Origin of the sequence: Bradyrhizobium diazoefficiens (assembly GCF_016616235.1) — a bacterium.
GTDB lineage: Bacteria > Pseudomonadota > Alphaproteobacteria > Rhizobiales > Xanthobacteraceae > Bradyrhizobium > Bradyrhizobium diazoefficiens_H.
The window spans coordinates 153,289-176,273 of record NZ_CP067100.1 but is presented as its reverse complement, the minus strand read 5'-3'; the positions used below and the strand labels follow the sequence as shown (position 1 = coordinate 176,273).

The 22,985-nt window shown below is 58.8% G+C and carries 23 protein-coding genes and 1 pseudogene; 19 read left to right on the top strand and 5 right to left on the bottom strand.

All coding sequences use genetic code 11. The annotated features are described in order from the left end of the window. The first annotated feature begins 258 nt into the window (after nt 1-258). From JJB99_RS00795 to JJB99_RS00775, 5 genes and pseudogenes are all read left to right on the top strand, one after another. Nucleotides 259-1,026 (top strand): NADH dehydrogenase ubiquinone Fe-S protein 4, encoded by a 768-nt coding sequence (locus tag JJB99_RS00795; RefSeq protein WP_200496942.1) that lies wholly within the window; start codon nt 259-261, stop codon nt 1,024-1,026. A 294-nt stretch (nt 1,027-1,320) separates the two neighbouring features. Continuing rightward, nucleotides 1,321-1,563, top strand: coding sequence for a hypothetical protein (locus tag JJB99_RS00790; protein WP_200496941.1), 243 nt, complete (start codon nt 1,321-1,323; stop codon nt 1,561-1,563). Between the two features lie 1,115 nt (nt 1,564-2,678). Continuing rightward, entirely contained in the window at nt 2,679-2,891 is a 213-nt protein-coding gene (locus JJB99_RS00785; protein WP_080586619.1) for a cold-shock protein, read from the top strand. Between the two features lie 503 nt (nt 2,892-3,394). Next, nucleotides 3,395-3,634 carry a hypothetical protein gene (locus JJB99_RS00780; protein ID WP_028154345.1) on the top strand — a complete coding sequence of 80 codons (240 nt, stop codon included), beginning with the start codon at nt 3,395-3,397 and terminating at the stop codon, nt 3,632-3,634. A gap of 933 nt (nt 3,635-4,567) precedes the next feature. Continuing rightward, a pseudogene (locus tag JJB99_RS00775) lies at nt 4,568-5,319 on the top strand (IS5 family transposase). A gap of 122 nt (nt 5,320-5,441) precedes the next feature. Here the strand turns inward: JJB99_RS00775 and trxC are convergent. Continuing rightward, the gene (gene trxC / locus JJB99_RS00770) at nt 5,442-5,879 is read right to left on the bottom strand and encodes a thioredoxin TrxC (protein ID WP_200496940.1); all 438 of its coding nucleotides are present in this window, start codon (nt 5,877-5,879) and stop codon (nt 5,442-5,444) included. Between the two features lie 177 nt (nt 5,880-6,056). On the opposite strand from trxC, the gene JJB99_RS00765 reads away from it, so the two are divergent. The 3 genes from JJB99_RS00765 (at nt 6,057) to JJB99_RS00755 (ending at nt 7,497) form a co-directional block, all read left to right on the top strand. Further along, nucleotides 6,057-6,788, top strand: coding sequence for a peroxiredoxin (locus tag JJB99_RS00765; protein ID WP_200496939.1), 732 nt, complete (start codon nt 6,057-6,059; stop codon nt 6,786-6,788). Between the two features lie 12 nt (nt 6,789-6,800). Next, a complete protein-coding gene (locus JJB99_RS00760; RefSeq protein ID WP_200496938.1) occupies nt 6,801-7,091 on the top strand; it encodes a glutaredoxin family protein in 291 nt (96 codons plus the stop codon). Between the two features lie 130 nt (nt 7,092-7,221). Next, nucleotides 7,222-7,497, top strand: coding sequence for a hypothetical protein (locus tag JJB99_RS00755; RefSeq protein WP_210347634.1), 276 nt, complete (start codon nt 7,222-7,224; stop codon nt 7,495-7,497). 600 nt (nt 7,498-8,097) lie between these two features. Here JJB99_RS00755 and JJB99_RS00750 read toward each other — a convergent pair. Further along, nucleotides 8,098-9,060, bottom strand: coding sequence for a LysR family transcriptional regulator (locus tag JJB99_RS00750; protein WP_200496936.1), 963 nt, complete (start codon nt 9,058-9,060; stop codon nt 8,098-8,100). Nucleotides 9,061-9,152: 92 nt separating this feature from the next. Between JJB99_RS00750 and JJB99_RS00745 the strand changes: the two genes are divergently transcribed. The 9 genes from JJB99_RS00745 (at nt 9,153) to JJB99_RS00710 (ending at nt 16,948) form a co-directional block, all read left to right on the top strand. Next, a complete protein-coding gene (locus JJB99_RS00745) occupies nt 9,153-10,037 on the top strand; it encodes an NAD(P)H-dependent oxidoreductase (protein ID WP_200496935.1) in 885 nt (294 codons plus the stop codon). A 278-nt stretch (nt 10,038-10,315) separates the two neighbouring features. After that, nucleotides 10,316-11,200, top strand: coding sequence for an RNA polymerase sigma factor RpoH (rpoH, locus tag JJB99_RS00740; RefSeq protein ID WP_200496934.1), 885 nt, complete (start codon nt 10,316-10,318; stop codon nt 11,198-11,200). Between the two features lie 562 nt (nt 11,201-11,762). Further along, the gene (groES, locus tag JJB99_RS00735; protein WP_200496933.1) at nt 11,763-12,077 is read left to right on the top strand and encodes a co-chaperone GroES; all 315 of its coding nucleotides are present in this window, start codon (nt 11,763-11,765) and stop codon (nt 12,075-12,077) included. A 35-nt stretch (nt 12,078-12,112) separates the two neighbouring features. Further along, complete coding sequence (gene groL / locus JJB99_RS00730; RefSeq protein WP_200496932.1) at nt 12,113-13,735, top strand: chaperonin GroEL; 1,623 nt, start codon at nt 12,113-12,115, stop codon at nt 13,733-13,735. 591 nt (nt 13,736-14,326) lie between these two features. Continuing rightward, entirely contained in the window at nt 14,327-14,578 is a 252-nt protein-coding gene (locus JJB99_RS00725; protein ID WP_246775113.1) for a hypothetical protein, read from the top strand. 214 nt (nt 14,579-14,792) lie between these two features. Beyond that, nucleotides 14,793-15,251, top strand: a complete 459-nt coding sequence (locus JJB99_RS00720) for an Hsp20 family protein (RefSeq protein WP_200496931.1) — start codon at nt 14,793-14,795, stop codon at nt 15,249-15,251. A 145-nt stretch (nt 15,252-15,396) separates the two neighbouring features. Further along, on the top strand, nt 15,397-15,723 hold the full coding sequence (locus tag JJB99_RS00715; RefSeq protein ID WP_200496930.1) for a hypothetical protein: 327 nt from the start codon (nt 15,397-15,399) through the stop codon (nt 15,721-15,723). A 5-nt stretch (nt 15,724-15,728) separates the two neighbouring features. Then, nucleotides 15,729-15,857: a hypothetical protein gene (locus tag JJB99_RS36640; RefSeq protein ID WP_283816014.1), complete on the top strand. Its 129-nt coding sequence runs from the start codon at nt 15,729-15,731 to the stop codon at nt 15,855-15,857. Between the two features lie 5 nt (nt 15,858-15,862). After that, complete coding sequence (locus JJB99_RS00710; protein WP_200500001.1) at nt 15,863-16,948, top strand: trypsin-like peptidase domain-containing protein; 1,086 nt, start codon at nt 15,863-15,865, stop codon at nt 16,946-16,948. Nucleotides 16,949-17,117: 169 nt separating this feature from the next. Here JJB99_RS00710 and greA read toward each other — a convergent pair whose 3' ends face one another. Further along, entirely contained in the window at nt 17,118-17,597 is a 480-nt protein-coding gene (gene greA / locus JJB99_RS00705) for a transcription elongation factor GreA (protein ID WP_200496929.1), read from the bottom strand. Nucleotides 17,598-18,566: 969 nt separating this feature from the next. Beyond that, a complete protein-coding gene (locus JJB99_RS00700; RefSeq protein ID WP_246775112.1) occupies nt 18,567-19,205 on the bottom strand; it encodes a MarC family protein in 639 nt (212 codons plus the stop codon). 296 nt (nt 19,206-19,501) lie between these two features. Between JJB99_RS00700 and JJB99_RS00695 the strand changes: the two genes are divergently transcribed. Then, on the top strand, nt 19,502-21,016 hold the full coding sequence (locus tag JJB99_RS00695; protein ID WP_200496928.1) for an ATPase domain-containing protein: 1,515 nt from the start codon (nt 19,502-19,504) through the stop codon (nt 21,014-21,016). A 19-nt stretch (nt 21,017-21,035) separates the two neighbouring features. Next, entirely contained in the window at nt 21,036-22,682 is a 1,647-nt protein-coding gene (locus tag JJB99_RS00690) for an ATP-binding protein (protein WP_200496927.1), read from the top strand. A 34-nt stretch (nt 22,683-22,716) separates the two neighbouring features. On the opposite strand, the gene JJB99_RS00685 is transcribed toward JJB99_RS00690, so the two are convergent. Further along, nucleotides 22,717-22,911 (bottom strand): hypothetical protein, encoded by a 195-nt coding sequence (locus tag JJB99_RS00685; RefSeq protein ID WP_200496926.1) that lies wholly within the window; start codon nt 22,909-22,911, stop codon nt 22,717-22,719. Nucleotides 22,912-22,985 lie beyond the last annotated feature (74 nt).

Below are 22,985 nucleotides of genomic sequence, written 5' to 3'. Positions count from 1 at the left end.
ATTGGCGACACAAAGGCTCAAGCGGTCCAGCCTGTTGGCGATCAGGCGTTCTGCGGCGTCGGCCGAGGCGAGCAACGCGGGTCGGGACGCCGTTGCGAAGCTCGGAGATCTTGAAGGCGCGGCACCCTGCACCCAAGTTGTTGACCGCAACGGTTGCGAAAAGCGACGTTACGTATCGAGGTTTCCCTGGTCCTCCTTCATAGGATCGACACGCCGCGTGATTCGCTTGCGCGCGCTGTTCTCAGATGGAGGGATAAAATGGAGGTCGTGAGAACCAAAATAGCTGAATATCCCACACCAAATGCTGCGTTCGCCAATGACAATCATCGTGCAGACCAGCTTTTGACCCCTTCCGTTTTTCCCAAAGGCGCGGCAGCAATCATCTTTCAGCCGGCCAGATCGTGCATGTCTTCGGGAAGAGCCAATTCCGGAGGCTGGCGGCTCGTGTTCGAGCGGCGCAGCGCTCCCTACTTGGAGCCTTTGATGGGTTGGACTTCCGATGATGATCCCCTGGCGCAGGTCGAACTCAGCTTTCCGACGCTGAGGTCGGCAATACGTTACGCTGAGCGGCAGGGACTATCATACGTGGTTCAGACGTCTCAGCAGGAGCGCGCCGACCGACCTGAATGCGCGCCCGGAGTGACGCGTGCCTTCTCCGATGCCACGCTCGAACGGCTTGGTCTTGGTGCCTTGCAAAACAGCTATATGGAAGCGGTTGCAGGCGCTGAAGCTCGGCACGACCGTCGAGGGGATGAAGGCTGGACCTGCCCTATGGCTGTGGCAAAGGATGCAGCGCTCTCGATCGAGGCAAAACGGTCGATCCTGATAAACTGGGCGTGGACCGAATTCCTGATGGAGCACGCGAACAGCGACCAGCTGTCGGACCACGGGCGCCCATCCCGCCTCCGCGAAGTCGAACTCGCGTTACTCGAGCTCGAACGCGCGACGATCCACGGGCAGCGCAAGGAGTCCTTAGAGATCGCTCCTGCCGCGCCAGCCGGGCACGTGCCACAACTAGCAGCATGAGCACCCTCAGAACAATGCCCCCGCTAGACCGTGTGCCCATAAACTTGGCCGCGTGATGCGGCAAAGGCTACGGCCGCTTTACCCCTATAGCGACCAGGTTCCTGGGGCAGCGCAATTTCTCGGGAAGGGCCAATGTCAAAACGTCGCCTGCGAGAAAGACGCTGTCCTTCTGGGCGGCCTTACCGCATCGATCCTGTAAACGTCGCCGGGTTCGAGCTTGTCCTCCTTGCTCCCAACTCTGCATGTGGTTACGCTCCACAGTGAAGCTCAATTCGGTACTGGCAGAGACTTCGCATGCTAACGAAGACACGCGAGTATATTGATTTTTGGATCGAGAATAGCGTTCACGCTGCGGAGCAATACGGGACACCGGGCGCTTCACAAAGCGTGGACGTATTGGTTGAGCGCCTCGTCGACGGGGCCAAGAATCAAAACATCACGCGAGAGGCCATCGAGAAAGAGGTTGGTGATCTAAAGCAGTACATCGGGGGAAAGCTCGCGGCTGCCAACCGGATTGAGCAGGATCGCCGCAAATAAAGATCGACCTGCACCTGAGTTCCAGGGCCGCGAGTCGCGTTTGTCTTAGCTCCGATCACGAAGGCACTACGAGAACAGCCATGGCAAATGCGAGAGGAAATAAAGCGAGTGATACATGCTGCAACATCGCGTATGTCGCAGCAGCTCTACTTCAACACTGCTGGTGTTGGGCGAGCACTTAAGCAGCGCACTGGACAGAATCGATGAGCTCGAGAAGAAAGCCGACAGACAGACGGGAGAAAACGCTGATGGAGCGCCAAGGGAAAACATTCCTGAACGGCACTTCAAGACGCCTTACCTGCCGGCCTTGCCCTCGACCTCTCGCGCTAACCGCTCCGCTCTGAGACGTCTGTGGTTTTCTTGGAACTCTGGATCGGCCTGACTGTCCGCAATCGTTTGCCGCGCTCCGTTTGGGTTTTGTGCTTTGCGATCCGCCTCGTCGGCTACCTGCTGCTGGGCAGAGCGTTTCCGTTCGGTCATTACTAGATCCTTGCACTCATTGATCAGGGCCGTATCGCCCTGCAAAGATAGTTGGAGGAAGGAGTCATCAACTCACTTCGCGTAACCCTGGGATCGGGAGCCACGCGATCCGACGCTCTCCGCGCATCCAATCTTCAATTTCGGTCTTGCTTGTGAAACCCGTGATTTCTCTGGGTTCTGCGCCTGGGTACTCGGCGATGATAGCCCAGTCGCCTTCAGAGTTACGGACTGGTTTGAAACTCACTTTCACTTTTGCCGTGCCGAACTATGCAGCAAAGTACGCAAAAAGTGAAGCTCGCGAGGCATTTTCAGCTGCCGGCCCGCCCGGCGCGTTGTCCTTTATCGGGCAGACGAGGAGCCCTTATATTTCCCAGCACTCAGGGTCATTCCAGCAATCAGTCATGAGGTTCAGAAGGAACCACCAACGCGGATGAACAGCACCGTTGGCTTTCTTATTGAAGTCTCTCAACTGCTGGTGTATTGTTTCGAACATCGATACTGGCCGAACAACTGTTCCGCCTTCGCCTCAGCTCCTGACGGCGCGCACGTTTCAGACATTCTCCAACATCGACTATCCGGAACACTGGCCGCAACTCCGCGCGCCAGATCCTGCGCGTATACGAAAGGACGACCTGATGAACACAGGCACAGTGAAGTGGTTTAACAGCCAAAAGGGCTTCGGCTTTATCCAGCCGACAAACGGCAGCAACGACGTTTTTGTTCATATCAGCGCGGTTGAACGCGCCGGTATGGATACTCTGAGCGAAGGTCAAACGCTGTCGTATGACGTCGTCGCAGACCGTCGTACAGGCAAGTCTGCCGCCGAAAATCTTCGTGCTGCTGCTTAAGTAAGAGCACGACAGACCTGTCGCTCTCGCCACGGATGTACTGGCAGAGCTTGTGGTCATGCCCCGCTCCCAGATCATCGGGAGCGGGGTTTTTGATGGACCGGTCAAAGCGATACATAAGTAAGCTCGTCGGCGGCTTCGCATCAAAATAATCGCGCAGTCACCGAGAGAAGAGCCGACAATCTGTTCTGGACTGCGCTCGCCAAGCCAACCCAAGCGTGACGCTGGTACTGGCGGCGGCCTCCGATCACTGGACGGCTGACTCGTAGTTCGATCTCTGGCGAACAGCAGCAAAGGCTGTCCGAAGAGCTAAACTATGAGCGATGCTTACGGCCTGCGGGAGTACTCCCGCTGCCGGGGATGGCTTCCTGTTGTTATGTTCGCTCCCTCCCCTTCGGTCTGATACGGCCTATTCGGCCTCTTTAAGCAACGATTGATGTGTGTGCATTGAGCGGCCGCGCAATTCGACGAACGTGGTAGGGTTCGCGCAAGCAGGAGATCCAATGAGTATTGTAAAGCGGCATCTGGCCGAGCAGGAAGAGCGCCTGGTCTTGGTCGAGGAAATCTGCATCGATAAAGGAGCGCTCGTCTTGGATACCGCCACAGACGAAGTCTACTTTTCTGCGGATGAAGAGGCTTACAGGAACGCCTACGTCGCCGTGTTTCAGGCCTGGGCGAAGGGCACAATCAAGGGCACAGCGGAACAGATATTCGACGCTACAAAATCCATACTCGAGGATTAACGAACCCGCCAAGGCAAAAATGGTCCGCACTGTGAGCGCGTCAGGAGCCGGAAACAACAGGATGCATTCCAGCCCCGCTGGAGCAGCCGCAACCGTGAGGTAAACACATGTCCTATGCGTATAAGCTCAATGAAGACGTTCGCCACCAACCCCAAGGCCCACAGGGACGGACCGGAACTGAACGGCCAGCGATTTACACCATCGTACAGCATATGCCCATCGAGGCCGATGGACGGGTAAGGTACCGCATCAAGTGCAAGTCCGAGAAGATCGAGCGAGTCGTTACGGAAGATCAGCTTTCGTACCTTCAGTGATCTCCAGCGGTTGATCGATCGCGAAAATCTCCTGAGAGCGCGAGCCCTGTTACGCAAAAGGTGGTACCTCGACCAGCGTTCCGATCAATCGCAACAATGCTTGCTGTTCGGGCCCACTTCCGTGACGCAAGAACTCACCCAACTCGACGTGAGATAGGCGGCCACCAGAGGGCGCATTGGGCTGGTGGATGATGAAAGCATGACCGCTTGCCGGCTCGCGAGCGATGAACCATGCGTCGCCATTCGGGCTGCGATAGAGCTCTCGCCGGTCTGACATATCTCCTCCTAGCTCCCCCCAACGATATAAGAGGCGATGGCCGCTTGCGAGAGAAGGTATCCGAAACGCCACCCATCTTCTGGTTGGGCGCTTAGGAACTTACATTTACCGCCACGACATCGCGCTGGGAAGCAGGACAGTCTTACCACCGAACTTTGAACGCCGAGAGAGCCAAACGACCGGCGGACAGGTCTGATGAGGGTCATTTTCGACGGTGCCGGCTGGAATTGCCGGTGGGTTGATGTCCGCTTTTGCCCGCAAGCGCCATATCAGGACTGGCCAGGAGTGTTGCTTTCGGCCAGCCCCCCGTGATTCAAACTCCCAAAATAGGAGGCTCGAATCATGCGCTACGAACCCGCGGATTATGAATGGGCTGCCATCAACCCGTGCTGCCGAACAAGCCGCGTGGCGTTCCACGGGTGAACGAGCGCCGTATCCTCAACGGCATCTTCTAGGACTTGCGCGCCGGACCGCCCCGGCGTGATCTGCCCGAGGCGTTTGGCCCCTACACCATTTGCTACAATCGCTTCGCCCGCTGGCGGCGGGCCGGTGTCGGGGCCGCATCATTTACCCACTTGCCCGTGCCCATGATGCCGCTGTCCAGATGATCGATATCTCCATTGTCCGCGTGCATCAGCATGGAGCCTGCGTCACGAGGAACCAGCGTCAGTCGATGGGGAGGTCACCGTGACGGCCTGACGAGCAAAATTCGCGCGGTGGTCCGATACCAACGGTCTGCCGGTGCGACTGGAATTGAGCCCCGGGCGAGGCTCACGACGTTCGACCTGCTGTCTCGTCTGAAATCCGGATCACTGCTGCTTGCTGACGTGGCTATGACGCCGACTGGGCAGAGAGCTTGCCATGAAGAAAGGGGCGTGGGCCCACATCCCGCCGAAAAGCAATCGCAGCGATCCGATCTGCTTCGGTCCTTTACCTCTATCGTGCTCGCAATCAGGTCGAAACGGTTCTTCAACAGGATCAAACAATGTCGTCGGGTGGCGACGCGCTACGACAAGCTCGCCGCCAACTACCTTGCCTCCGTTCAACTCGCATCTATCAGACTGTGGCCGGCTGCGTGTTATGAGCCCGCCTAGTAAATCGGCGGGGTATTCCTTCGGCCGAGGTTAATGTGACCCCTTGCTCCAGGGTGGGCTCACATCGTGCGGCGCCACTCGAGCGTTTCGTTGAGCTTTGTCACAGCGCAACTGCTTCCCAATCAGGACTCGAGTTGCTGCACCCAATTGCGGAGAGCGACACTATCGATCACGCCTGAGTGGCGCGTGGCTACTTTGCCTGCACGAAAAGCGAAGAGCGCGGGAATACCTTGAACTCCGTACTCGCGAGCGGCCTGCGGGTTTTCGTCGACGTTCACTTTAACGAAACGAGCTCTGGGTTCCAGGGTCTGGGCTGCTTGCGCGAAGATCGGTGCCATCGCGCGGCACGGCCCGCACCAGGGGGCCCAGAAATCGACAATGACTGGCACGTCGGAATGGCTGAGATGCTTCTGCAACTGGGTGGCGTTGAGGTCGATCGGGCGTCTCTGAAAAAGCTGCGCGTGGCAGCGGCCGCACTTGGCAGCTTCTGCCGGTCGATCCGTCGGAACGGCATTGATGCTATCGCAGTTCGGGCAAACTACTCGCCGTTTATCGACCATGGGACTTCCTCGCGTAAGAACAGCCTGTCCTGAATCTGGGTACGACGCCAAGTAGCCGCCAGTCCGGTGGGAATGAAGCTTGCGCTTGTCACCGATGCTCCTAGATCGTCATCAGACGACGCGCCCGCGCCGTTTAGCCCCTCACAGGAAAGGACGATTGGAAACAGGGAGCAAGCTATGACTACGCATGCAGGTCCGCTCGACGTTCGCCCGAGCCGTATAGAACAACTTGAGGCTGATTTTGCCGCTTTAGCGCCGCAGCTTTCGGGTGGCGCTGAAAGGCAGGCGATCTCGCTGCTGCATGGGATGGTGCAGGAGCTCTGGCGCGCGGTGGGCACTTCCAACCCGGCACAAACCAGGCCGGGTCCCACAATTGAGGACATCGTTGAACTCCATCAGCACGCGCCGGCGATGGAGGGGGACGCCGTTAGCACCCCGCTCATGGTGGGGCAGCCAGCGCCCGAATTTACTCTTCCTGATGCTAACGGGCGCACCATTCGCCTGTCCGACTTCCGCGGACGACCGGTTGTGTTGGCCTTCTACCCGCTCGACTGGAGCCCAGGCTGCAGCCGGCAACTGGATGTTTACCAGCACGAGCTTGAGGAATTTGAGCGCCGGGGTGTCGAACTCGTCGGCATTTCGGTGGATAGCCTCTACAGCCACGGCGCCTGGTCCGCAGTTCGAGGGCTGACCTTCCCGCTGCTGTCGGACTTCAATCCGAAGGGCGAGGTCGCCCGGCTCTACCAAGTCTGGCGCGAAGCGGACGGGTTTTCGGAGCGCGCGCTGTATGTGATCGATGCTGACGGCATCATTCGCTACGCATACGTCTCGCCCAAGCTTCAGCATGTCCCGGACATTTACGAGCTGTTCGAAGTCCTCGACGGACTCAGCACTCGGAAGGCAGCTTGAGGAGATATTGCCATGTATGCGTCCACCTCCTCGATGTTTAGAACGAGGCCACATGTCGGCGACATCGTCGTATATGGCAGCCGCTGGTGCGGAATCACTATGATGGTCCGTCGACATCTCGACCGAGCTGGCGTGCCTTACCACTTCGTGGATTGGGAGGCATATCCGGAAGCGCGAAGCCAGCTTGAATGGTTGGCCGGCGGCCGGATCGCAAGCCCAACCGTCACGATCGGCGGACAAGTGCTCGTCCAGCCTTCGTTGCGCGAACTCGATTGGGCTTTGACCCGCGCCGGTTATCGCTGAAGGTCTCTGAGACTGAAAGCCGCAGGCCTGTCAACGGCAGGCCCGCGGCGGCATCTCTTATCAGGAAGCTTGTATGCGTGTCTTTCTAGCTGCAGCCACTGGTGCGATTGGCAAGCCCCTCGTGCGGCAATTGATCGAACGCGGCCATGAGGTGACGGCCACCACGCGAACCGCGGAGAAGGCGACCGAACTCGGCCGTGTCGGAGCTACGCCGGCCGTCATGGATGGCCTCAACGGCAAGGCAGTCGCCGGGGCTGTCAGCGCCGCAAGGCCAGATGCCATCATTCACCAGATGACGGCTCTATCGGGCAAACCGGACTTGAAGCATTTCGACCGGTGTTCGCGAGAACAAACGCGCTTCGAACCAACGGGACTGACAATCTGCTCGCAGCAGCCGTGCAGCTGATGTGAACCGGTTTTTAGCGCAAAGCTTCACGGGCTGGACGAACATCCGTCAAGGTGGCCCCGTGAAGACCGAAGAGGATCCTCTCTGGATCCCGAGCCCTCCGCCGCACAAGCCGAGTCTTTCGCCGCCATCAGGCACCTTGAGCGCGCGGTGATCGAGACGCCAATGAACGGCATAGTGCTTCGCTTCGGTGCGTTTTACGGTCCCGGCGCGTCGGAGATATGATCGCTCTCGTTAAAAACGAATGTTCCCGATCCGGGCAGCGGAGACGGTGTGTGGTCGTGGATCCATATCGAGGACGCCGCAGGGGCAACTCTAGCCGCGCTAGAGCGTGGCGAAAGCAAAATGGGAACTGGGTGTAAAGCTGCAGTATCCGACGTGGCGCGAAGGTTTTCGTCGCGGGCTGGCATCCCGGCGGGTTAGGAGACAGTCCAGCGCGACAGTGTACGGGCACTCTTGCTCCGGTCCTTCTCTTGAGAGAAGGGCAATCAAGCCGGCACTCTACAGATCAGACTGAGCAGTGGCACCTCCTGCTCTAACCCTGGCCGAGCTTGGCCCGCCCGCTTGCATCAGGGCGGTTTCTTGCTCGCGAAGTCAAGTTCACCTAGTTCCTTCGCCTCCAGCCGGTTTTCTGCCCGTGAGTGCCTGCTTTTCTACTCCGGGCGTCTGTGCGATCCGCGCCGCGAGGTAGTCGACCAGCAAACGTACACGGGCGATGCCCGACCGCTCAGGGACAATCAGCATGTTCAGCGGAACGGAAGGCGGCGAAAAGTCGGGCAGCACCACTTCGAGCTTACTGGCAGCAAGAAGATCCTCAATCAGCCAGAGATGTGCGGGCGCTATACCTCGTCCTGACGCGAGCGCCTCTCGGGCGGCAAGTCCATGATCAACGCGCAAGCGTCCACCGAACGGAATGGCGTGTCGTGCCCCGCGCCGCCCATGGAGCACTAGCAGATCGCTTCCCGCGATGTTCGACATCCTTACACCTTCATGGCTTGCCAAGTCTTGCGGGCGCACGGGCTTGCCGCGTGCGGCGAGATACTGAGGTGCGGCAACGAGCACTCGTCGGGATTGACCCAGCGGCTTCAGCTTCATCGAGCTATCACCAGGTGGCCCAAGCCGAATGGCGATATCGACGCCTTCTTGCACTAGGTCGATTCGCTCGTCGGTGAGGTTGAAATCGACCAAGATGTCTGGATAGACGTCCTGAAAGGCGAAGATGAAGCGGCTGACGTGCAGCACCCCGAATGCCGCGGTGCACGAGATGCGTACCGTACCCGCTGCCGCGCCCCGTGTGCTGCGCGCCTCCTCGCCGGCCTGATCGACAAGGCGGAGGATCTGGACGCAGTTCCCGTAGTAGCGTGCGCCCTCCTCAGTCATTGTCACCCGGCGCGTGGTCCTGCTGAGCAGCGGCACTCCGACTGCGTCCTCAAGCTCTCGCAAATGCCGCGTCACCGTTGACTGGCCGACTCCCAGCTCGCGCGCGACCGCGGACAGATTGCCCCGCTCGGCAACTCGAACGAAGTTGCGCATGCGCTCGAGCGTGACTTCCGACTTATCCATTTTCTGGCACAATCCTATCCATTACCAACATCTACTGAATCGTGGCCTGGCGCGCTACCTGATCGATGTCACATCATCAGGAGGTGCTTCTCATGAAAGTCTTGATTGTCTTCGCCCACCCGGAGCCGCACTCTCTGAACGGCGCGTTGCTTAAGGTCGCCGTCACGGAGCTCGAGAGGCTCGGTCATGAGGTGCAGGTATCGGATCTCTATGCCCAGGGCTGGAAATCGGAGGTCGACCGAGCCGACTTTCCGTCATTGGGCGAAGGTGAACGGCTCAAGCCAGCCGCGGCGTCCAAGCAGGCTTTCGAGGCCGGCACGTTGACCCGCGACGTGAAAGCCGAGATCGAGAAGCTGTTGTGGGCGGATGTCCTGATTCTGCAATTTCCGCTGTGGTGGTTTTCCATGCCGGCGATCCTCAAGGGCTGGGTCGACCGGGTGTTCGCATATGGCTTTGCCTATGGGGTTGGCGAACACAGCGACAAGCGATGGGGCGATCGCTATGGCGATGGAACCTTGAAGGGCAAGCGCGCCATGCTGGTTGTGACCGCCGGCGGCTGGGAGGAGCACTACTCTCCTCGCGGCGTCAACGGCCCCATTGACGACCTGCTCTTCCCCATCAACCACGGCATCCTCTACTATCCCGGCTACGAAGTCCTTCCGCCGTTCGTGGTGTATCGCGTGGACCGGCTGGACGATGCCGGCTTCGAGGCTATTGCTGAAGGCTTGCGAGAAAGGATGCGCAGCCTGGCAACCGCCGAACCTATTCCGTATCGGCGACAAAATGGGGGCGATTACCTGATCCCGAGCATGCAACTCCGCGCTGGGCTTGAGGGGCCGGGGGCCAGCGGATTCGCGCTTCACCTCGATAGAGCAGGTGGCAGGCGGCAAGATGGTAAGCCCCACCCGCTGGGCTCGTCCCCTCATCATGCAGGTAGCGGCAGTCCGGTAGCCGATGATGGCGATTTTTCTGAGTAATTGCCTACTCGAAACGAGGAACAACCTATTGGGTTCGCAGTTTTTTTGGCGCCCGCCGGCCTGAGTGTCGCTGGGCGCCCTCAGGGCCCAGCTAAGTCAGGCGACACGGCGGTTCGTACCATTTTGCTCCATGGAGGATTTGGATATGAAAGCTACCTGTCTCATCGCTTGGCAGTCGATCGGTCTCGCTCACCTCGGTGGGTTCTCGCGGCTGCATCTTCCCTCTCGCTGCTCGTTAGAGCTCAAGAGCGGCGCTGACTTCTGAAGGAGGGCAAGCCATGTCAATCACGTCAGCCCTCCCTGCGATCCATTCGGAAACTGGGTTGTCCCGGTATCTGCAAGAGATCCGTAGCTTCCCGTTGCTCGATGCATCCGAAGAAGTGATGTATGCGAGGCGTCTTCGGGATTCCGGAGATCGCGAAGCTGCTTACCGTCTAGTGACCAGCCATCTAAGACTTGCTGCCAAGATCGCGTTGAAATATCGGCGCTACGGATTGCCGATCGCCGACCTTATCTCGGAAGCCAACGTCGGGCTGATGCTGGCCGTCAAACGGTTCGACCCTGAGAAAGGATTTCGCCTGGCGACCTATGCCACTTGGTGGATCAAGGCGTCCGTGCAGGAATTCGTCCTGAGATCATGGTCACTGGTTAAGCTCGGCACAACAGCGGCACAAAAAAAGCTCTTCTTCAACCTTCGAAAGTTGAAGAGACAGCTAGGCGCGCCGGACGACGGCGAGCTTTCGCCGGAGCAGGTGAAGCAGGTCTCTGAGCACCTTCAGGTCAAGGAAACCGATGTCGTCGAGATGAACGGGCGGATCCGTGGCGACATGACGCTGAATATTCAGCTCAGTGATGAAGAAGGCGAACAATGGCAGGACCGGCTCGCCGATTCGTCTCCTGATCCTGAAACCTTGCTCGCCGAGCTCGGAGAGCGTGAACGGCAGAAGGCCGCACTCTCGGAAGCGCTGAGTGCGCTTTCCCCGCGAGAACGGACCATCGTCGAAGCCCGCTACATGGCAGAAGAGCAAAGAACGCTTGACGATCTTGCTGCCACTTTCGGGATCTCTCGTGAGCGAATTCGCCAGATCGAGCAGCGTGCCCTGAAACGTATCAGGGCGATGATCTGCGCACGCCTTCCGGACCTTCAGACTGCGCTTCAGTAAGCGTACACTAGAAAAAATGACCGGCTGCTGATCGACGGATCAGCAGCCGGTGCAGATATCCGGCACGATTGCTACAGCCGAGAATTCACGGTCCTTGCGGCCGCTGGACCTTGTCGTTGCGAGCTTGCTTCGCGGCTGCCCGCTTTGATTGCTTACGAATTGCTTAACGGTAGCGTCTGAGGCACGCAATGCTCGCAAGGAATCCGTTTCCTTGGCGTGCAGCGAAACCACCATGCTGAGTAGAGCAGCCAATGCCATTATGCTCCGCATTTCTGGTCAACCTCCTTTCGACGATGCTCCAATGCGCTGCGCAGAGTTGCTCCGCAGTCGAGCAACATCTCGGTTTGATGATCTAGGTTTTCAACGTGCGGCGAGCGATTCCCGGCGCTGGAGCGCCCGCGACGGCGGGCCGCGAGCGGCATCCGATGAGCCGTCCTTCGACAAGAAAAAGTTGTTTTCTTCCTCTTGAAAGTAGAACCTCCGCGCCTAGGTCGTTGCTCGCCCGGGGGCCGTTACGGACCCGGATTTTGGACATCGCTGAACCTGCCCAAGGAGGATGTGCATGCATTTCCGCCCCTTGCACGATCGCGTGCTCGTGCGTCGTCTCGATGCCGAAGAGAAGACCGCCGGCGGCATCATCATTCCAGACACCGCAAAGGAGAAGCCGCAACAGGGCGAGATAGTCGCCACTGGGCCCGGCGCACGCAACGAACAGGGCCAACTCGTTCAACTCGACGTCAAGCCCGGTGACCTTGTCCTGTTTGCCAAGTGGTCTGGCACCGAGGTCAAGATCGACGGCGAGGAATTCCTGATCATGAAGGAAAGCGACCTTCTGGGTGTCATCGACAAGACAGGCACCATCAAGAAGGCAGCCTAGCGCGCCGACAGTCATAGAGGAAAGGAGAGATCGAAATGGCTGCCAAGGACGTGAAGTTCGCAACCGAGGCCCGCGATCGCATGCTGCGGGGCATCGACACACTGGCAAACGCGGTGAAGGTCACACTCGGTCCGAAGGGGCGGAATGTGGTGATCGAGAAATCGTTCGGCGCCCCACGCATAACCAAAGATGGCGTCACCGTTGCCAAAGAGATCGAATTGGAGGAGAAGTTCGAGAACATGGGCGCGCAGATGGTGCGCGAGGTCGCATCAAAGACCAATGATCTTGCGGGGGACGGCACCACGACGGCGACCGTGCTCGCTCAGGCCATTTTCAAGGAAGGCAGCAAATCGGTCGCTGCGGGCATGAATCCGATGGACCTTAAGCGTGGTATTGACCTGGCTGTCGACGCCATCGTCGCCGATCTGAAATCCCACGCCAGGAAAATCACCTCCAATGACGAGATCGCCCAGGTCGGTACAATCTCCGCCAATGGCGACACCGAAATCGGGCGCTTCCTCGCGGATGCCATGAACAAGGTCGGCAATGAGGGCGTGATTACCGTTGAGGAGGCCAAAAGTCTGCACACCGAGCTCGAAGTGGTCGAGGGTATGCAGTTCGACCGCGGCTACATCTCGCCATACTTCGTCACGAACACCGAGAAGATGCGCGTCGAGCTCGAGGATCCCTACGTTCTGATTCACGAGAAGAAACTGTCCGGCTTGCAAGCCATGCTGCCGCTGTTGGAGCAGGTCGTTCAGTCCGGTAAGCCGCTCCTGATCATCGCCGAGGACATCGAAGGTGAAGCGCTTGCGACATTGGTCGTCAACAGACTGCGTGGCGGGCTGAAGGTTGCGGCCGTCAAGGCGCCCGGATTTGGCGACCGGCGCAAGGCCATGCTGGAGGACATCGCGATTCTGACTGGAGGCAACGTCATCAGCGAGGACCTCGGCATCAAGCTGGAAAAGGTCACGGTGAAGATGCTCGGCCGCGCCAAGAAGGTGGTCATCGACAAGGACAATACCACCATCGTCGGCGGCGCGGGCGCCAAGAAGGATATCGACGCGCGTGCCCAGCAAATCAGGATCCAGATCGAGGAAACGACCTCCGACTATGACCGCGAAAAGCTGCAAGAGCGCCTCGCGAAGCTTGCCGGGGGTGTTGCCGTGATCCGCGTCGGAGGTGCGACGGAGGTCGAAGTCAAGGAACGCAAGGACCGTGTCGACGACGCGATGCACGCCACCCGCGCGGCGGTGGAGGAAGGCATTCTCCCCGGCGGCGGGGTGGCCCTTTTGCGTTCCCTCGAGGCACTGGACGGCATCAAGACGCCGAATGCCGATCAAAAGGCCGGCATTGACATTATTCGCCGCGCCATCCAGGTGCCGGCTCGTCAGATCGTGCAGAACGCCGGCGAGGATGGTTCACTTGTAGTCGGCAAGCTTCTGGAGCACCAGAGCTACAATTGGGGCTTCAACGCCGCGACTGGCGAGTATGAGGACTTGGTGAAAGCCGGTGTGATCGATCCGGCCAAGGTCGTTCGTACAGCCTTGCAGGACGCCGCATCGGTCGCTTCGCTTCTGATTACCACCGAGGCACTCGTGGCCGAGAAGCCGAAGAAGGCCGAAGCAACTCCAGCAGCTCCCGCTATGGACTTCTAAGCAATTGACCCCGGCCGACGCGGCCGGGGTCACCAGAGAGGAGAATACCACTTCCAACACGGAGTCTCGCATGAACAGGTCTAATCGTCGTCGACTCAGGATGAGACGTGACGAGATCCATTGGTTCATGTTCTCCCTGAGCTTTGTCACACTCGGCTGGATCTGCTTTCGAACAATTGGAGGAGTATAGATGATGAGCCATCACCATACGTTCTCCGCCCGGACGGAGACCATTCGCAATCTGCGGCAACGCCTGCTCGCTCTCGCAATCGGCAGCGCAATGTCCCTGACGGCCTTTGGTGCTTACGGCGTGGAAAGCCCGCGCGGAGCCGAGGCAACGCAAGGTGCTTTCACTGGACTACCACTGCCGCCGATCCCGTATCTCGACACGATGCCCTGGATGAATTGGCAGCCTGCGGCCGCAAAGATGAAGATCGACATCTTGCTTCCGCCGACTCAAGCGCCAATCGGCATCTGGCCGCAGCCGATGCCCCGTCCTGCCGGACCGGCCGCAACAAGCTGAACGTCAGCGAGCGGCCCGCGCTGGCCGCTCGCGACCTTATGCAAGGTCGTCAACGGCGAGCGACAATCATGTTCGAACCGGATTCGGCGAGACATTCCGTGCGCGGGACCTCCGACGCTGCCATGAGCGGGACAGTAGGATCCGGCGTGCGCGACTTTCTTATGAGGGGCAGCCAGAAAGTTATCGCTCACTACGAGCGCTTGCTCTCAACCGCGAAGAGCGAGCAAGAGCGCCAGCTTTATCAAGCCCGGATCGAGCGCGAGCAGCGAGTAATCGATGATCTACGCCACGGCGCTTTTCCAGATCGCTTGGCCGCTTAGTCACGGAGACGCAAAGCGAGGGCCGCGCAGAAAAAATGCGGACGCCCCTCTTGAACTCACGAAGGTGAGTTCTAGTTCGTTTCTCAGCCGCGACTGCGGTGTGTCGAGCGCCAGTTAGGCTCGGCACAAGGCGCCGGATTGGAGTCTTCGGCTCTACGCGAGACTTCCATCCTGCCTTGCTTCGTATCCATATTGCTCTTTGGAGGACTTGGCTATGAGGACACTCGACTTTACGCCGCTTTGGCGCACCACCGTCGGCTTCGATCATCTGGCTGATCTTGTCGACGGCATGTCGCGCCAGCCTGCTGAGGACAACTATCCCCCGTACAACATCGAACGGTCCGGTGAGGATAACTATCGGATCACGCTGGCCGTGGCGGGCTTCGGAGCCAACGACATCTCCGTGACGGCCGAGCAGAATGCTCTCACGATCGAAGGCAGGAAATCCGATGGTGCTGCGCGCGAATATCTGTACCAAGGTATCCCGGCGCGACCTTTCCGGCGTGTCTTCAGCCTTGCCGACTACGTTCAGGTGAAGCAGGCATCCTTCCGGGACGGTCTCTTGATTGTTGACCTTGTTCGGGAGATTCCGGAAGCAATGAAGCCGCGCAAGATCCAGATCGGAAGTGGAGCGGCTACTTCATCGCAGATTGAGCAGAAGAAGGCAGCTTAGGTAGCCTCGATCCATGGACCTGCGATGTCAACGTACATCGCGCTCTAGACGCTGCGATCCCAACATTGGGTGGCGACATCTCTTACGCCGCCACCCGAATCTCGAGCATCATCCCATGGAAAGGAGTAAGATAGGGAGGCGACCCATGACTCACGTCAAGATTGACGGCCGTGGTCTGCAACCGTTCTTCCACCCCGCCGCTCACTATGTCTCTCCGGCGGAAGTCCTGAATGACAAGGAGCTCTCGACGTCCGAGAAGCGAATCATCTTGTCTTCATGGGCGTCCGACATGTACGCGGTGGAGTCCCGCCCCGACTTGCGGGAGGTCCCCGGAACGGGCCACGCTGTGAAGTTGGCCGACATACTGGCAGCGTTGCAGCAACTCGACGTAGACGGCGATGATGATCCGCCCCGTGGCGGTGGCGTTCCCATGCGGCTGCGGCGGCCTTGGGCCGCCGCACAGCGGAGGTAGTTGTGATGATCACGGAAGCTGTTCTCGGCATCGTGCTGCTTGGCCATGCCGCGGCGATGTGGGCGCTTCCGACCATGGCATTTCAACGAGCGAAGCTGTGGCCGATTGGCGATCCCACGACCATGCAACGATGATCGAAATGTTGGGTAAGCGAACAATATTGGCTCTGTTTATAATTGTGGCGCTCTCCGCGTTTCATCCGGCTGCAGCTCAAGTGCCGGACCTGAAGACGGGCGCTTCTGTGCCAACATTGGCGCCGGTGGTTCGACAGGTGACACCCGCCGTCGTTAATATTTCCGTGCACGGCCGCGTTCGTGCGGACAATCCGCTTTACCGCGATCCGTTCTTTCGTGAATTTTTCGACATTCCCAAGCAGGTCGAGAAGGAAATAAATTCGACCGGCTCGGGAGTCATCGTCGATGCGAAGCGCGGCTATGTGCTGACCAATAATCACGTGGTCGAAGGCGCTTCTGTCGTTCAGATTACGACCAAGGACGGTCGCCAGTTATCTGCGAAGGTGATCGGGCGCGACCCGCCCACGGACGTCGCAGTGCTGCAGATCCAGAACCCTGCCGGACTTCAGGGGCTTCCTTTCGGCGACAGTGATGCACTTGAGGTCGGAGATTTCGTGCTTGCGATCGGAAATCCCTTCGGTCTCGGTCAGACCGTCACGTCCGGACTCGTCAGTGCGCTAGGTCGCACCGGCTTGAGTAAGGAAGGCTACGAAGACTTTATCCAGACCGATGCTGCGATTAATCCGGGAAACTCGGGTGGCGCATTGGTCAATCTTCGCGGCGAGTTGGTCGGTATAAACTCCGCGATCATTTCGCCCGGTGGAGGTAATGTCGGGATTGGTTTTGCAATTCCGGCAAATATGGCGCGGCTGGTCATGGAGCAGATTGTAGATAAGGGACACGTTGAGCGTGGCCGCATTGGCGTTTCACTGCACGACCTACAACCTTCGACCAATCGCGGCCGCAATGAAGGGGCAGTAATCGCGGAAGTCGCGCCAGAGTCTCCGGCTGATCAGGCAGGTTTGCGGAAAGACGATATCGTGATCATGGCAGATGACCGTCCGATCCGGACCGCGTCGCAACTTCGTAACAAGATCGGCCTCGCACGTGTCGGTCAGGATGTGAAGCTGACCATAGTGCGTGGTGACCACACCAATTCCGTAATTGTAAAAGTCGCTCCGCCCGTCCAGGCAAGCGGACTATTGCGCTAGCGCGAACGCTTCACTGTGCGACCAGCCTCACGCAGCCGAATCCGCATGCCAGCAATTGCCTGCCGGCTCGCATCCAAGCCAGGAGTTGAACATGAAGGATTGGCCTGGGGCGGGCGACTGCCGGTGATAATCTGCCAGGCCAGATTTGGCTCAAAAGCCTGCTCTTCTTCTAGGGCAGCCACCTAACTTGCTCAATCTTGTAACTCTTATCGCCTCCTGGGGTCTCGACAGCTACAACTGCGCCTTTGGGCTTGCCTATTAACGCCCGTGCGATCGGTGAGCTGACTGAAATCTTGCCTCTGGCGGCATCGGCTTCCGGCTCGCCAACGATTTGGCAAATTCGCTCCTGGCCCGTATCTTGGTCCGTCAGCGTCACCGTCGCGCCGAATTTAACGGTTTCGCCGGAGAGCTTGGAGACATCGATGACCTCTGCACGTGCAAGCTTGATTTCCAACTCGGCTATACGTGCCTCGTTGACACCTTGCTCCGTCAGCGCAGCCTGATATTCCGAATTCTCAACGAGATTGGGTTCGTCCGCGATCGCTTGCTGGATGCGCTCGGCAAGATGGGGCCGCGTGATTCTAATGCGGTTGGCTAGTTCGTCCTGAAGAGCGGCGTGACCGGCCGCAGTCATGGGGATGGTTGGCATTGAATTCGTTACCCACTTCCTGAGCTCTCTCCCGAGAGCCGAGAACGGCCGCGCTGTCGTTTGTCGGCGAGACGCGAGCTCGGTGCTACTCGGCTGGCAACTATACCGAACCTTGCCTGTTCCAAGGAGCGCCTGTACGGCCACTGAACAAACGACCCCTCGCGCTGGACGGATTACTCGCTGGCGGTGCCTTTCAGCTTCTGAGGAACTGACGTTCCGGTCGTTAGTTTTGCGCGTATCCAGAGCGGACTCCGGCACGCTCGCCGGTCGAGCGCCTCGGAGTGTCGCCCTCGTTGCATCGCGACAATGAAGAAGGGTGTCGACCAATGTACCAGTGTCCCGAACTAATGCCTCCAATGACGAGCGTGGCAATGCTCCTGACGCGAAAGCAGCACCTGATCAGCCGCCTAGAAGAAGATCCCGGTCCAAGGGAGCGCGAGGAGATCGAACGTCTTCTCGAAAAGATAGATGCCGAACTGGATGCAGTTGATAGGCCGGATCGGCTGTAGAACTGCGGAAGGGAGGGCCATCCATGCCGATCCAGTCGTATTCCAACTTGGGCAGTGCCGCTCAAGACGAGGCGGCATACCTTGAATCGCTAATCCGCCAGGATTTTGAGCGATGCCATCCCGGTGAGACTCTCGAGGACCTTAAACGGCGGGCTGCCTTTTCTAAGGAGGACAAAGGATTGCTGAGGGATTGGATGGCGATTGCGGCGAGCCGCGCAGCTGCTGAGCGGGCAAACAGGAGGGAGTTTAACTCGGTGGCGTAGTGGATGCGCCTTCTCAACGTGCGGGATTGATTTGCCGAACTGCGGTCGCGCGAGCGTTCTGGCGAAGATCTGCGCACGCTGTCGGACAATCCTGGTGCCGCTACCGACCAGCAAGCCCGGTACAGTGCAAGCTCCATTTCAATAGAACGGCCTAGGAAGAGCGCGCCGCTCCCTCGAAAAAAAGCACCGGATGACTCCTATCGGCTCACCAACCCAGGGAGTTCGTTCTTGATCCCCGTCATGATAAAATTCACAGCGATAGCCGCGATGATGAGCGCCATCACACGCGTCATAACGTTAATGCCGGTTCGCCCCAGGAAGCGTTCGATCGCGGCAGCCATCCACAATGTCAATCCGATCAGGGAAGCCGCGACCACAGCTGCCGTCGCCAAGAACACCTTCCCGTGCCATCCCGGGTTGTCATTCGAGAGGGTGATCATGATGCTCAGTTCGGCCGGTCCGACAAGCAACGGAAACGCAAATGGCGTGATGGCCAGACCATGAATGTCGATTTCGCTATCGTTCGCCTCGTCGGCGCGAGGAATAAACTTTGTATATTGCGCTTGAAACATTTCGAACGCGATCACCAGCACAAGCAGCCCGCCCGCGATCCGAAAGTCATCGAGCCCCACATTGAAGAACGCCAGGATTTCCTTCCCGAACATTGCAGATCCAACAAAAAAGACAGCTACCGCCGTACAGGCCAAAACGATGATCCGGTGGGTCTTCAGCGCGCCAGCACGCCCCGTCATCGCCATGAATACTGGGATAGCTCCGACCGGGTTCGTCAGGGCGTAGAGAAGGATGGTGGTGCCGACAAACTGATTCCAGGCCACAGTCTTCCGCTTTCGCTTTGTCTCGCTCGCCGCGGCTGTCGTGCTCAGAGATTTTGCGTGGGAGCCGGGTAACTCCAACCTTCCGATCCGGGTTCCGGCTCGCGGTAGTTCCGGCGGCTTGACAGAGCACCGGAAATTCGTACGAAATTAGCCATCAGGAAGATGTTTGCAGCCACGGTGCCTGCTCAAGGGCCTTGGCCCTGTCTTCGCGAAATCATGACAATCAAATCCAAGCCGTGGCGGTCGGGCGGGGCGATGTCCGGTTGCGGGCGCGCGCTTGAAAAATCGGAAGACAGATGAGCATTCCTGAACGCACCCCCAGAACACAGGCGATCTCTACGGGCATCGCCGGCTTCGACGGAATCCTCGATGGCGGATATGCGTCGCACCGCGTTCACTTGATTGAAGGCCAACCGGGAACCGGCAAGACGACGCTCGCATTGCAGTTCCTCCTTGATGGCGCGTCAAAAGGCGAACGATGTCTTTACATCACGCTCTCCGAGAGCAAAGACGAATTGCGACAGGTGGCTGAAACCCACGGCTGGAATCTCGATGCGATCGAGATCTTTGAGCTTGTCCCCGCGGAACTCAGCCTGGACCCAAAGCAGCAACAGACCGTGGTCTACGCTTCAGACCTCGAGCTCGGGGAAACAACGAAAATGACCTTTGACGAGGTCAAGCGGGTAGCGCCTGCTCGGGTGGTTTTTGACAGCCTCTCCGAGATCAGGCTCCTTGCACAGAACCCGCTGCGCTACCGCAGGCAAGTCATTGCTCTAAAGCACTTCTTTGCCCAGGAGGGATGCACCGGGCTATTTTTGGACGACCTCACCGAAGAAGCCGATGACCTCAATTTGCACAGTCTTGTTCACGGCGTGATCAGGCTCGAACATAATGCCCTGCCATACGGCGCCGAGCGTCGCCGGCTGCGCATCTTCAAGATGCGCGGGCGCAGCTTCCGGGGAGGCTTTCATGATTTCATCATCCGCAAAGGGGGAATCGTCCTGTTTCCACGCCTGATCGCGTCGGAGCACGTCGATAACACCCCGTCGGCAGAACCGCTTCTCAGCGGTATCGAAGAACTGGATCAATTGCTGGGTACCGGCCTCGATCGCGGCACGAGTACTCTGCTCATGGGCCCATCTGGCGCTGGGAAATCATCCATAGCCATGCAGTTTGTCATGTCGGCGCTCGCTCGCGAGGAACGCGCTCTCTTTGTTACATTTGACGAGACCAAAGCTATCCTGACCAAGCGGGCAGCAGGGATGGGCTGGCACTTGGACCAGCGGATCGCATCAGGGCAGCTGCTCCTCGAGCAAGTCGATCCCGCAGAGCTTTCCCCCGGAGAACTCACTGGGATGGTCCGCAGGCGCGTCGAGGTGGACGATGTCAAGGTCGTGGTGCTGGACAGTTTGAGCGGATATCAGAACGCCATGCCCGCCGAGCAGTTCATGCTGTTGCTGATGCACGAAATGCTGACCTATCTGAATCATCGTGGCGTCGTCACGATCTTGACCCTTGCCCAGCACGGGCTTGTCGGTTCGATGCAGTCCAGCGTCGATCTGACTTATCTGAGCGACTCGGTCCTGCTGTTGCGTTTCTTCGAGGCCGCCGGAAAAATCCGTCGGGCGATCTCGGTTTTAAAAAAACGCACCGGCCGGCACGAAGACGAAATCAGAGAGTACCGGCTCGATAGCCGCGGCATCCAAGTCGGCCCTCCTCTAGCGGAGTTCCAGGGCGTCCTGTCAGGGTCTCCGGTCTATACCGGCCAGCACGGCGCACTGCTTACGACGAGGATTGATGGGCACTCATGAGACGAGCGAGGACGGTCCAGTGCTCGTTCTGGCACCGTTCGGCCGCGACGCGAGGGTGGTTTGCTCGGCTCTGCGTGATGTCGGCATCCAGGCGTTGGAGCAATCCGGGCTTTCAGAATTGGTGGCCAATCTGAATGATGCAGCGGCCGCTGTTGTTGCGGAGGAAGCGCTCGTTCACGAACATCGTGGCGCATTGGCCCGATGGATCGCCAATCAGCCGCCATGGTCGGATTTTCCGTTCGTCCTGCTAACATTGAGAACCGGCCCAAATGGCCCGGCTCTTACGGAGCTGATCGAGCTTCTTGGTCACGTCACAGTGCTTGAGCGGCCATTAGCCGCGACCTCACTGAAGAGTGCGGTGCTGGCAGCGGTACGCGGTCGCCGGCGGCAGCGACAAGCCGAGCACTATCTGCTGCAATTGAGACAACTGGCCGACACGCTTGAGCGCCGCGTGGAGGAGCGGACAGAGCAGCTCTCGGAAGCGAACAAGCGGCTGAGAGACGAAATCGTGGAACGCGAGCGCACTGAAGTCGCGCTGCGTCACGCGCAGAAGATGGAGGCCGTCGGGCAACTCACCGGCGGCATTGCTCACGACTTCAACAATCTTTTGATGGCGATTATTGGTAATCTTGAGCTGATTTCCCGGCGAGTGGAAGACGAGCGTATTCAGCGATATGTCCGGAACGCCATGCATGGCGCGCAGCGCGGGGCCAAGCTCGTCGGGCAGCTGCTGACATTCTCCCGGAAGCAGCGGCTCGCGCCGGAGCCTGTCGACGTCAATCAACTGGTGGGCACGGTTGCAGAGATGTTGTCCAGAACCTTGGGAGCCTCTATTCGGGTTGGCGTAGTCACGCAGAAGGACCTTTGGCCTGCATTGGTCGATGCGACCCAACTAGAGCTGATGTTGCTCAACCTTGCCATCAACGCGCGAGACGCGATGCCCAATGGCGGTCTTCTCACGATAGAGACAAGCGTTCTCCACGGCGTCCCCGAAGATCTGCAGACCGAGCTAAAGCCAGGTGAGTACGTTTCCATCGCGGTGAAGGACACGGGCACCGGAATGCCTCCGGAGGTCCTGGCACGGGCGTTCGATCCATTCTTCACCACCAAGGAGCCCGGTAAGGGAACGGGGCTCGGATTGTCTCAGGTCTATGGGTTTGCCCGGCAGTCCGGCGGGACCGCGATAATTGAGAGCCGGGTTGATCGGGGAACGGTTGTGCGGATCCTCTTGCCACGATCAACCGACGTAGTTGTAGGAGACGAAGATCGCCAATTGAGTAGTCCACGTGTGGGAGCAAGGGAGCACATCCTTGTTGTGGACGACGACGCCAGCGTGCTCGAAACGACACGGAGCATGCTTGACGATCTTGGATACCAGGCGATCGCGGCTGAGAATCTGGATGCTGCGGTGGCAACTCTTTCCCATCGAGCGATCGATTTGGCGATTATCGATCTCGCCATGCCCGGCGTCTCTGGACTGGACGTTGGACTTGAACTTCAACGACAGCAACCGGGTCTGCCCGTCCTGTACTGCAGTGGCTATCCAGATCTCATCGAAGAGACCGGCAAACGTATGAACGGCACTATGCTCCTCAGGAAGCCGTTTTCCTCGCGGGAGCTCTCAGCCAAGCTCGAAGCGATGTTAGGCGCAAAAACCAGCCAATAGGGCGCACGCGACACAGGTTTACGCTGTTCGGACCTTAGTCGATACCAGTCCGCACCATCGCGCGAGCCAGCTCAAGTTCGCTGATCGCCTGGCGCAGCGATCGACGGGCGGCGTTCTTATCTCCGTTCGCACAAGCCACTTTCAGTTCTTTGATGTGCTGAGCCGCCGTCTCTGCATGCGCAACGACATCCGCAACGCCTGCAAAGCTGGATTTCCGCCTTGTGTCCATCGTCGAGCACATCCCCGGAGACGGTTTGGTCTTGTAGCAAAACGGGAGCGGAGACCCGCTCCCGTCGATTTGGG

Excerpts from the sequence above, each read along its gene's own strand:
- JJB99_RS00725 (WP_246775113.1), top strand. The coding sequence starts at position 14,327 with ATGTTCGAACCGGATTCGGCGAGACATTCCGTGCGCGGGACCTCCGAC.
- rpoH (WP_200496934.1), top strand. The coding sequence starts at position 10,316 with ATGTCAATCACGTCAGCCCTCCCTGCGATCCATTCGGAAACTGGGTTG.
- JJB99_RS00795 (WP_200496942.1), top strand. The coding sequence starts at position 259 with ATGGAGGTCGTGAGAACCAAAATAGCTGAATATCCCACACCAAATGCT.
- JJB99_RS00710 (WP_200500001.1), top strand. The coding sequence starts at position 15,863 with ATGTTGGGTAAGCGAACAATATTGGCTCTGTTTATAATTGTGGCGCTC.
- JJB99_RS00750 (WP_200496936.1), bottom strand. The coding sequence starts at position 9,060 with ATGGATAAGTCGGAAGTCACGCTCGAGCGCATGCGCAACTTCGTTCGA.
- JJB99_RS36640 (WP_283816014.1), top strand. The coding sequence starts at position 15,729 with ATGATCACGGAAGCTGTTCTCGGCATCGTGCTGCTTGGCCATGCCGCG.
- JJB99_RS00720 (WP_200496931.1), top strand. The coding sequence starts at position 14,793 with ATGAGGACACTCGACTTTACGCCGCTTTGGCGCACCACCGTCGGCTTC.
- JJB99_RS00760 (WP_200496938.1), top strand. The coding sequence starts at position 6,801 with ATGTATGCGTCCACCTCCTCGATGTTTAGAACGAGGCCACATGTCGGC.
- JJB99_RS00785 (WP_080586619.1), top strand. The coding sequence starts at position 2,679 with ATGAACACAGGCACAGTGAAGTGGTTTAACAGCCAAAAGGGCTTCGGC.
- greA (WP_200496929.1), bottom strand. The coding sequence starts at position 17,597 with ATGCCAACCATCCCCATGACTGCGGCCGGTCACGCCGCTCTTCAGGAC.
- JJB99_RS00765 (WP_200496939.1), top strand. The coding sequence starts at position 6,057 with ATGACTACGCATGCAGGTCCGCTCGACGTTCGCCCGAGCCGTATAGAA.
- groES (WP_200496933.1), top strand. The coding sequence starts at position 11,763 with ATGCATTTCCGCCCCTTGCACGATCGCGTGCTCGTGCGTCGTCTCGAT.
- trxC (WP_200496940.1), bottom strand. The coding sequence starts at position 5,879 with ATGGTCGATAAACGGCGAGTAGTTTGCCCGAACTGCGATAGCATCAAT.
- JJB99_RS00790 (WP_200496941.1), top strand. The coding sequence starts at position 1,321 with ATGCTAACGAAGACACGCGAGTATATTGATTTTTGGATCGAGAATAGC.
- JJB99_RS00695 (WP_200496928.1), top strand. The coding sequence starts at position 19,502 with ATGAGCATTCCTGAACGCACCCCCAGAACACAGGCGATCTCTACGGGC.
- JJB99_RS00745 (WP_200496935.1), top strand. The coding sequence starts at position 9,153 with ATGAAAGTCTTGATTGTCTTCGCCCACCCGGAGCCGCACTCTCTGAAC.
- JJB99_RS00685 (WP_200496926.1), bottom strand. The coding sequence starts at position 22,911 with ATGGACACAAGGCGGAAATCCAGCTTTGCAGGCGTTGCGGATGTCGTT.
- JJB99_RS00780 (WP_028154345.1), top strand. The coding sequence starts at position 3,395 with ATGAGTATTGTAAAGCGGCATCTGGCCGAGCAGGAAGAGCGCCTGGTC.
- groL (WP_200496932.1), top strand. The coding sequence starts at position 12,113 with ATGGCTGCCAAGGACGTGAAGTTCGCAACCGAGGCCCGCGATCGCATG.
- JJB99_RS00715 (WP_200496930.1), top strand. The coding sequence starts at position 15,397 with ATGACTCACGTCAAGATTGACGGCCGTGGTCTGCAACCGTTCTTCCAC.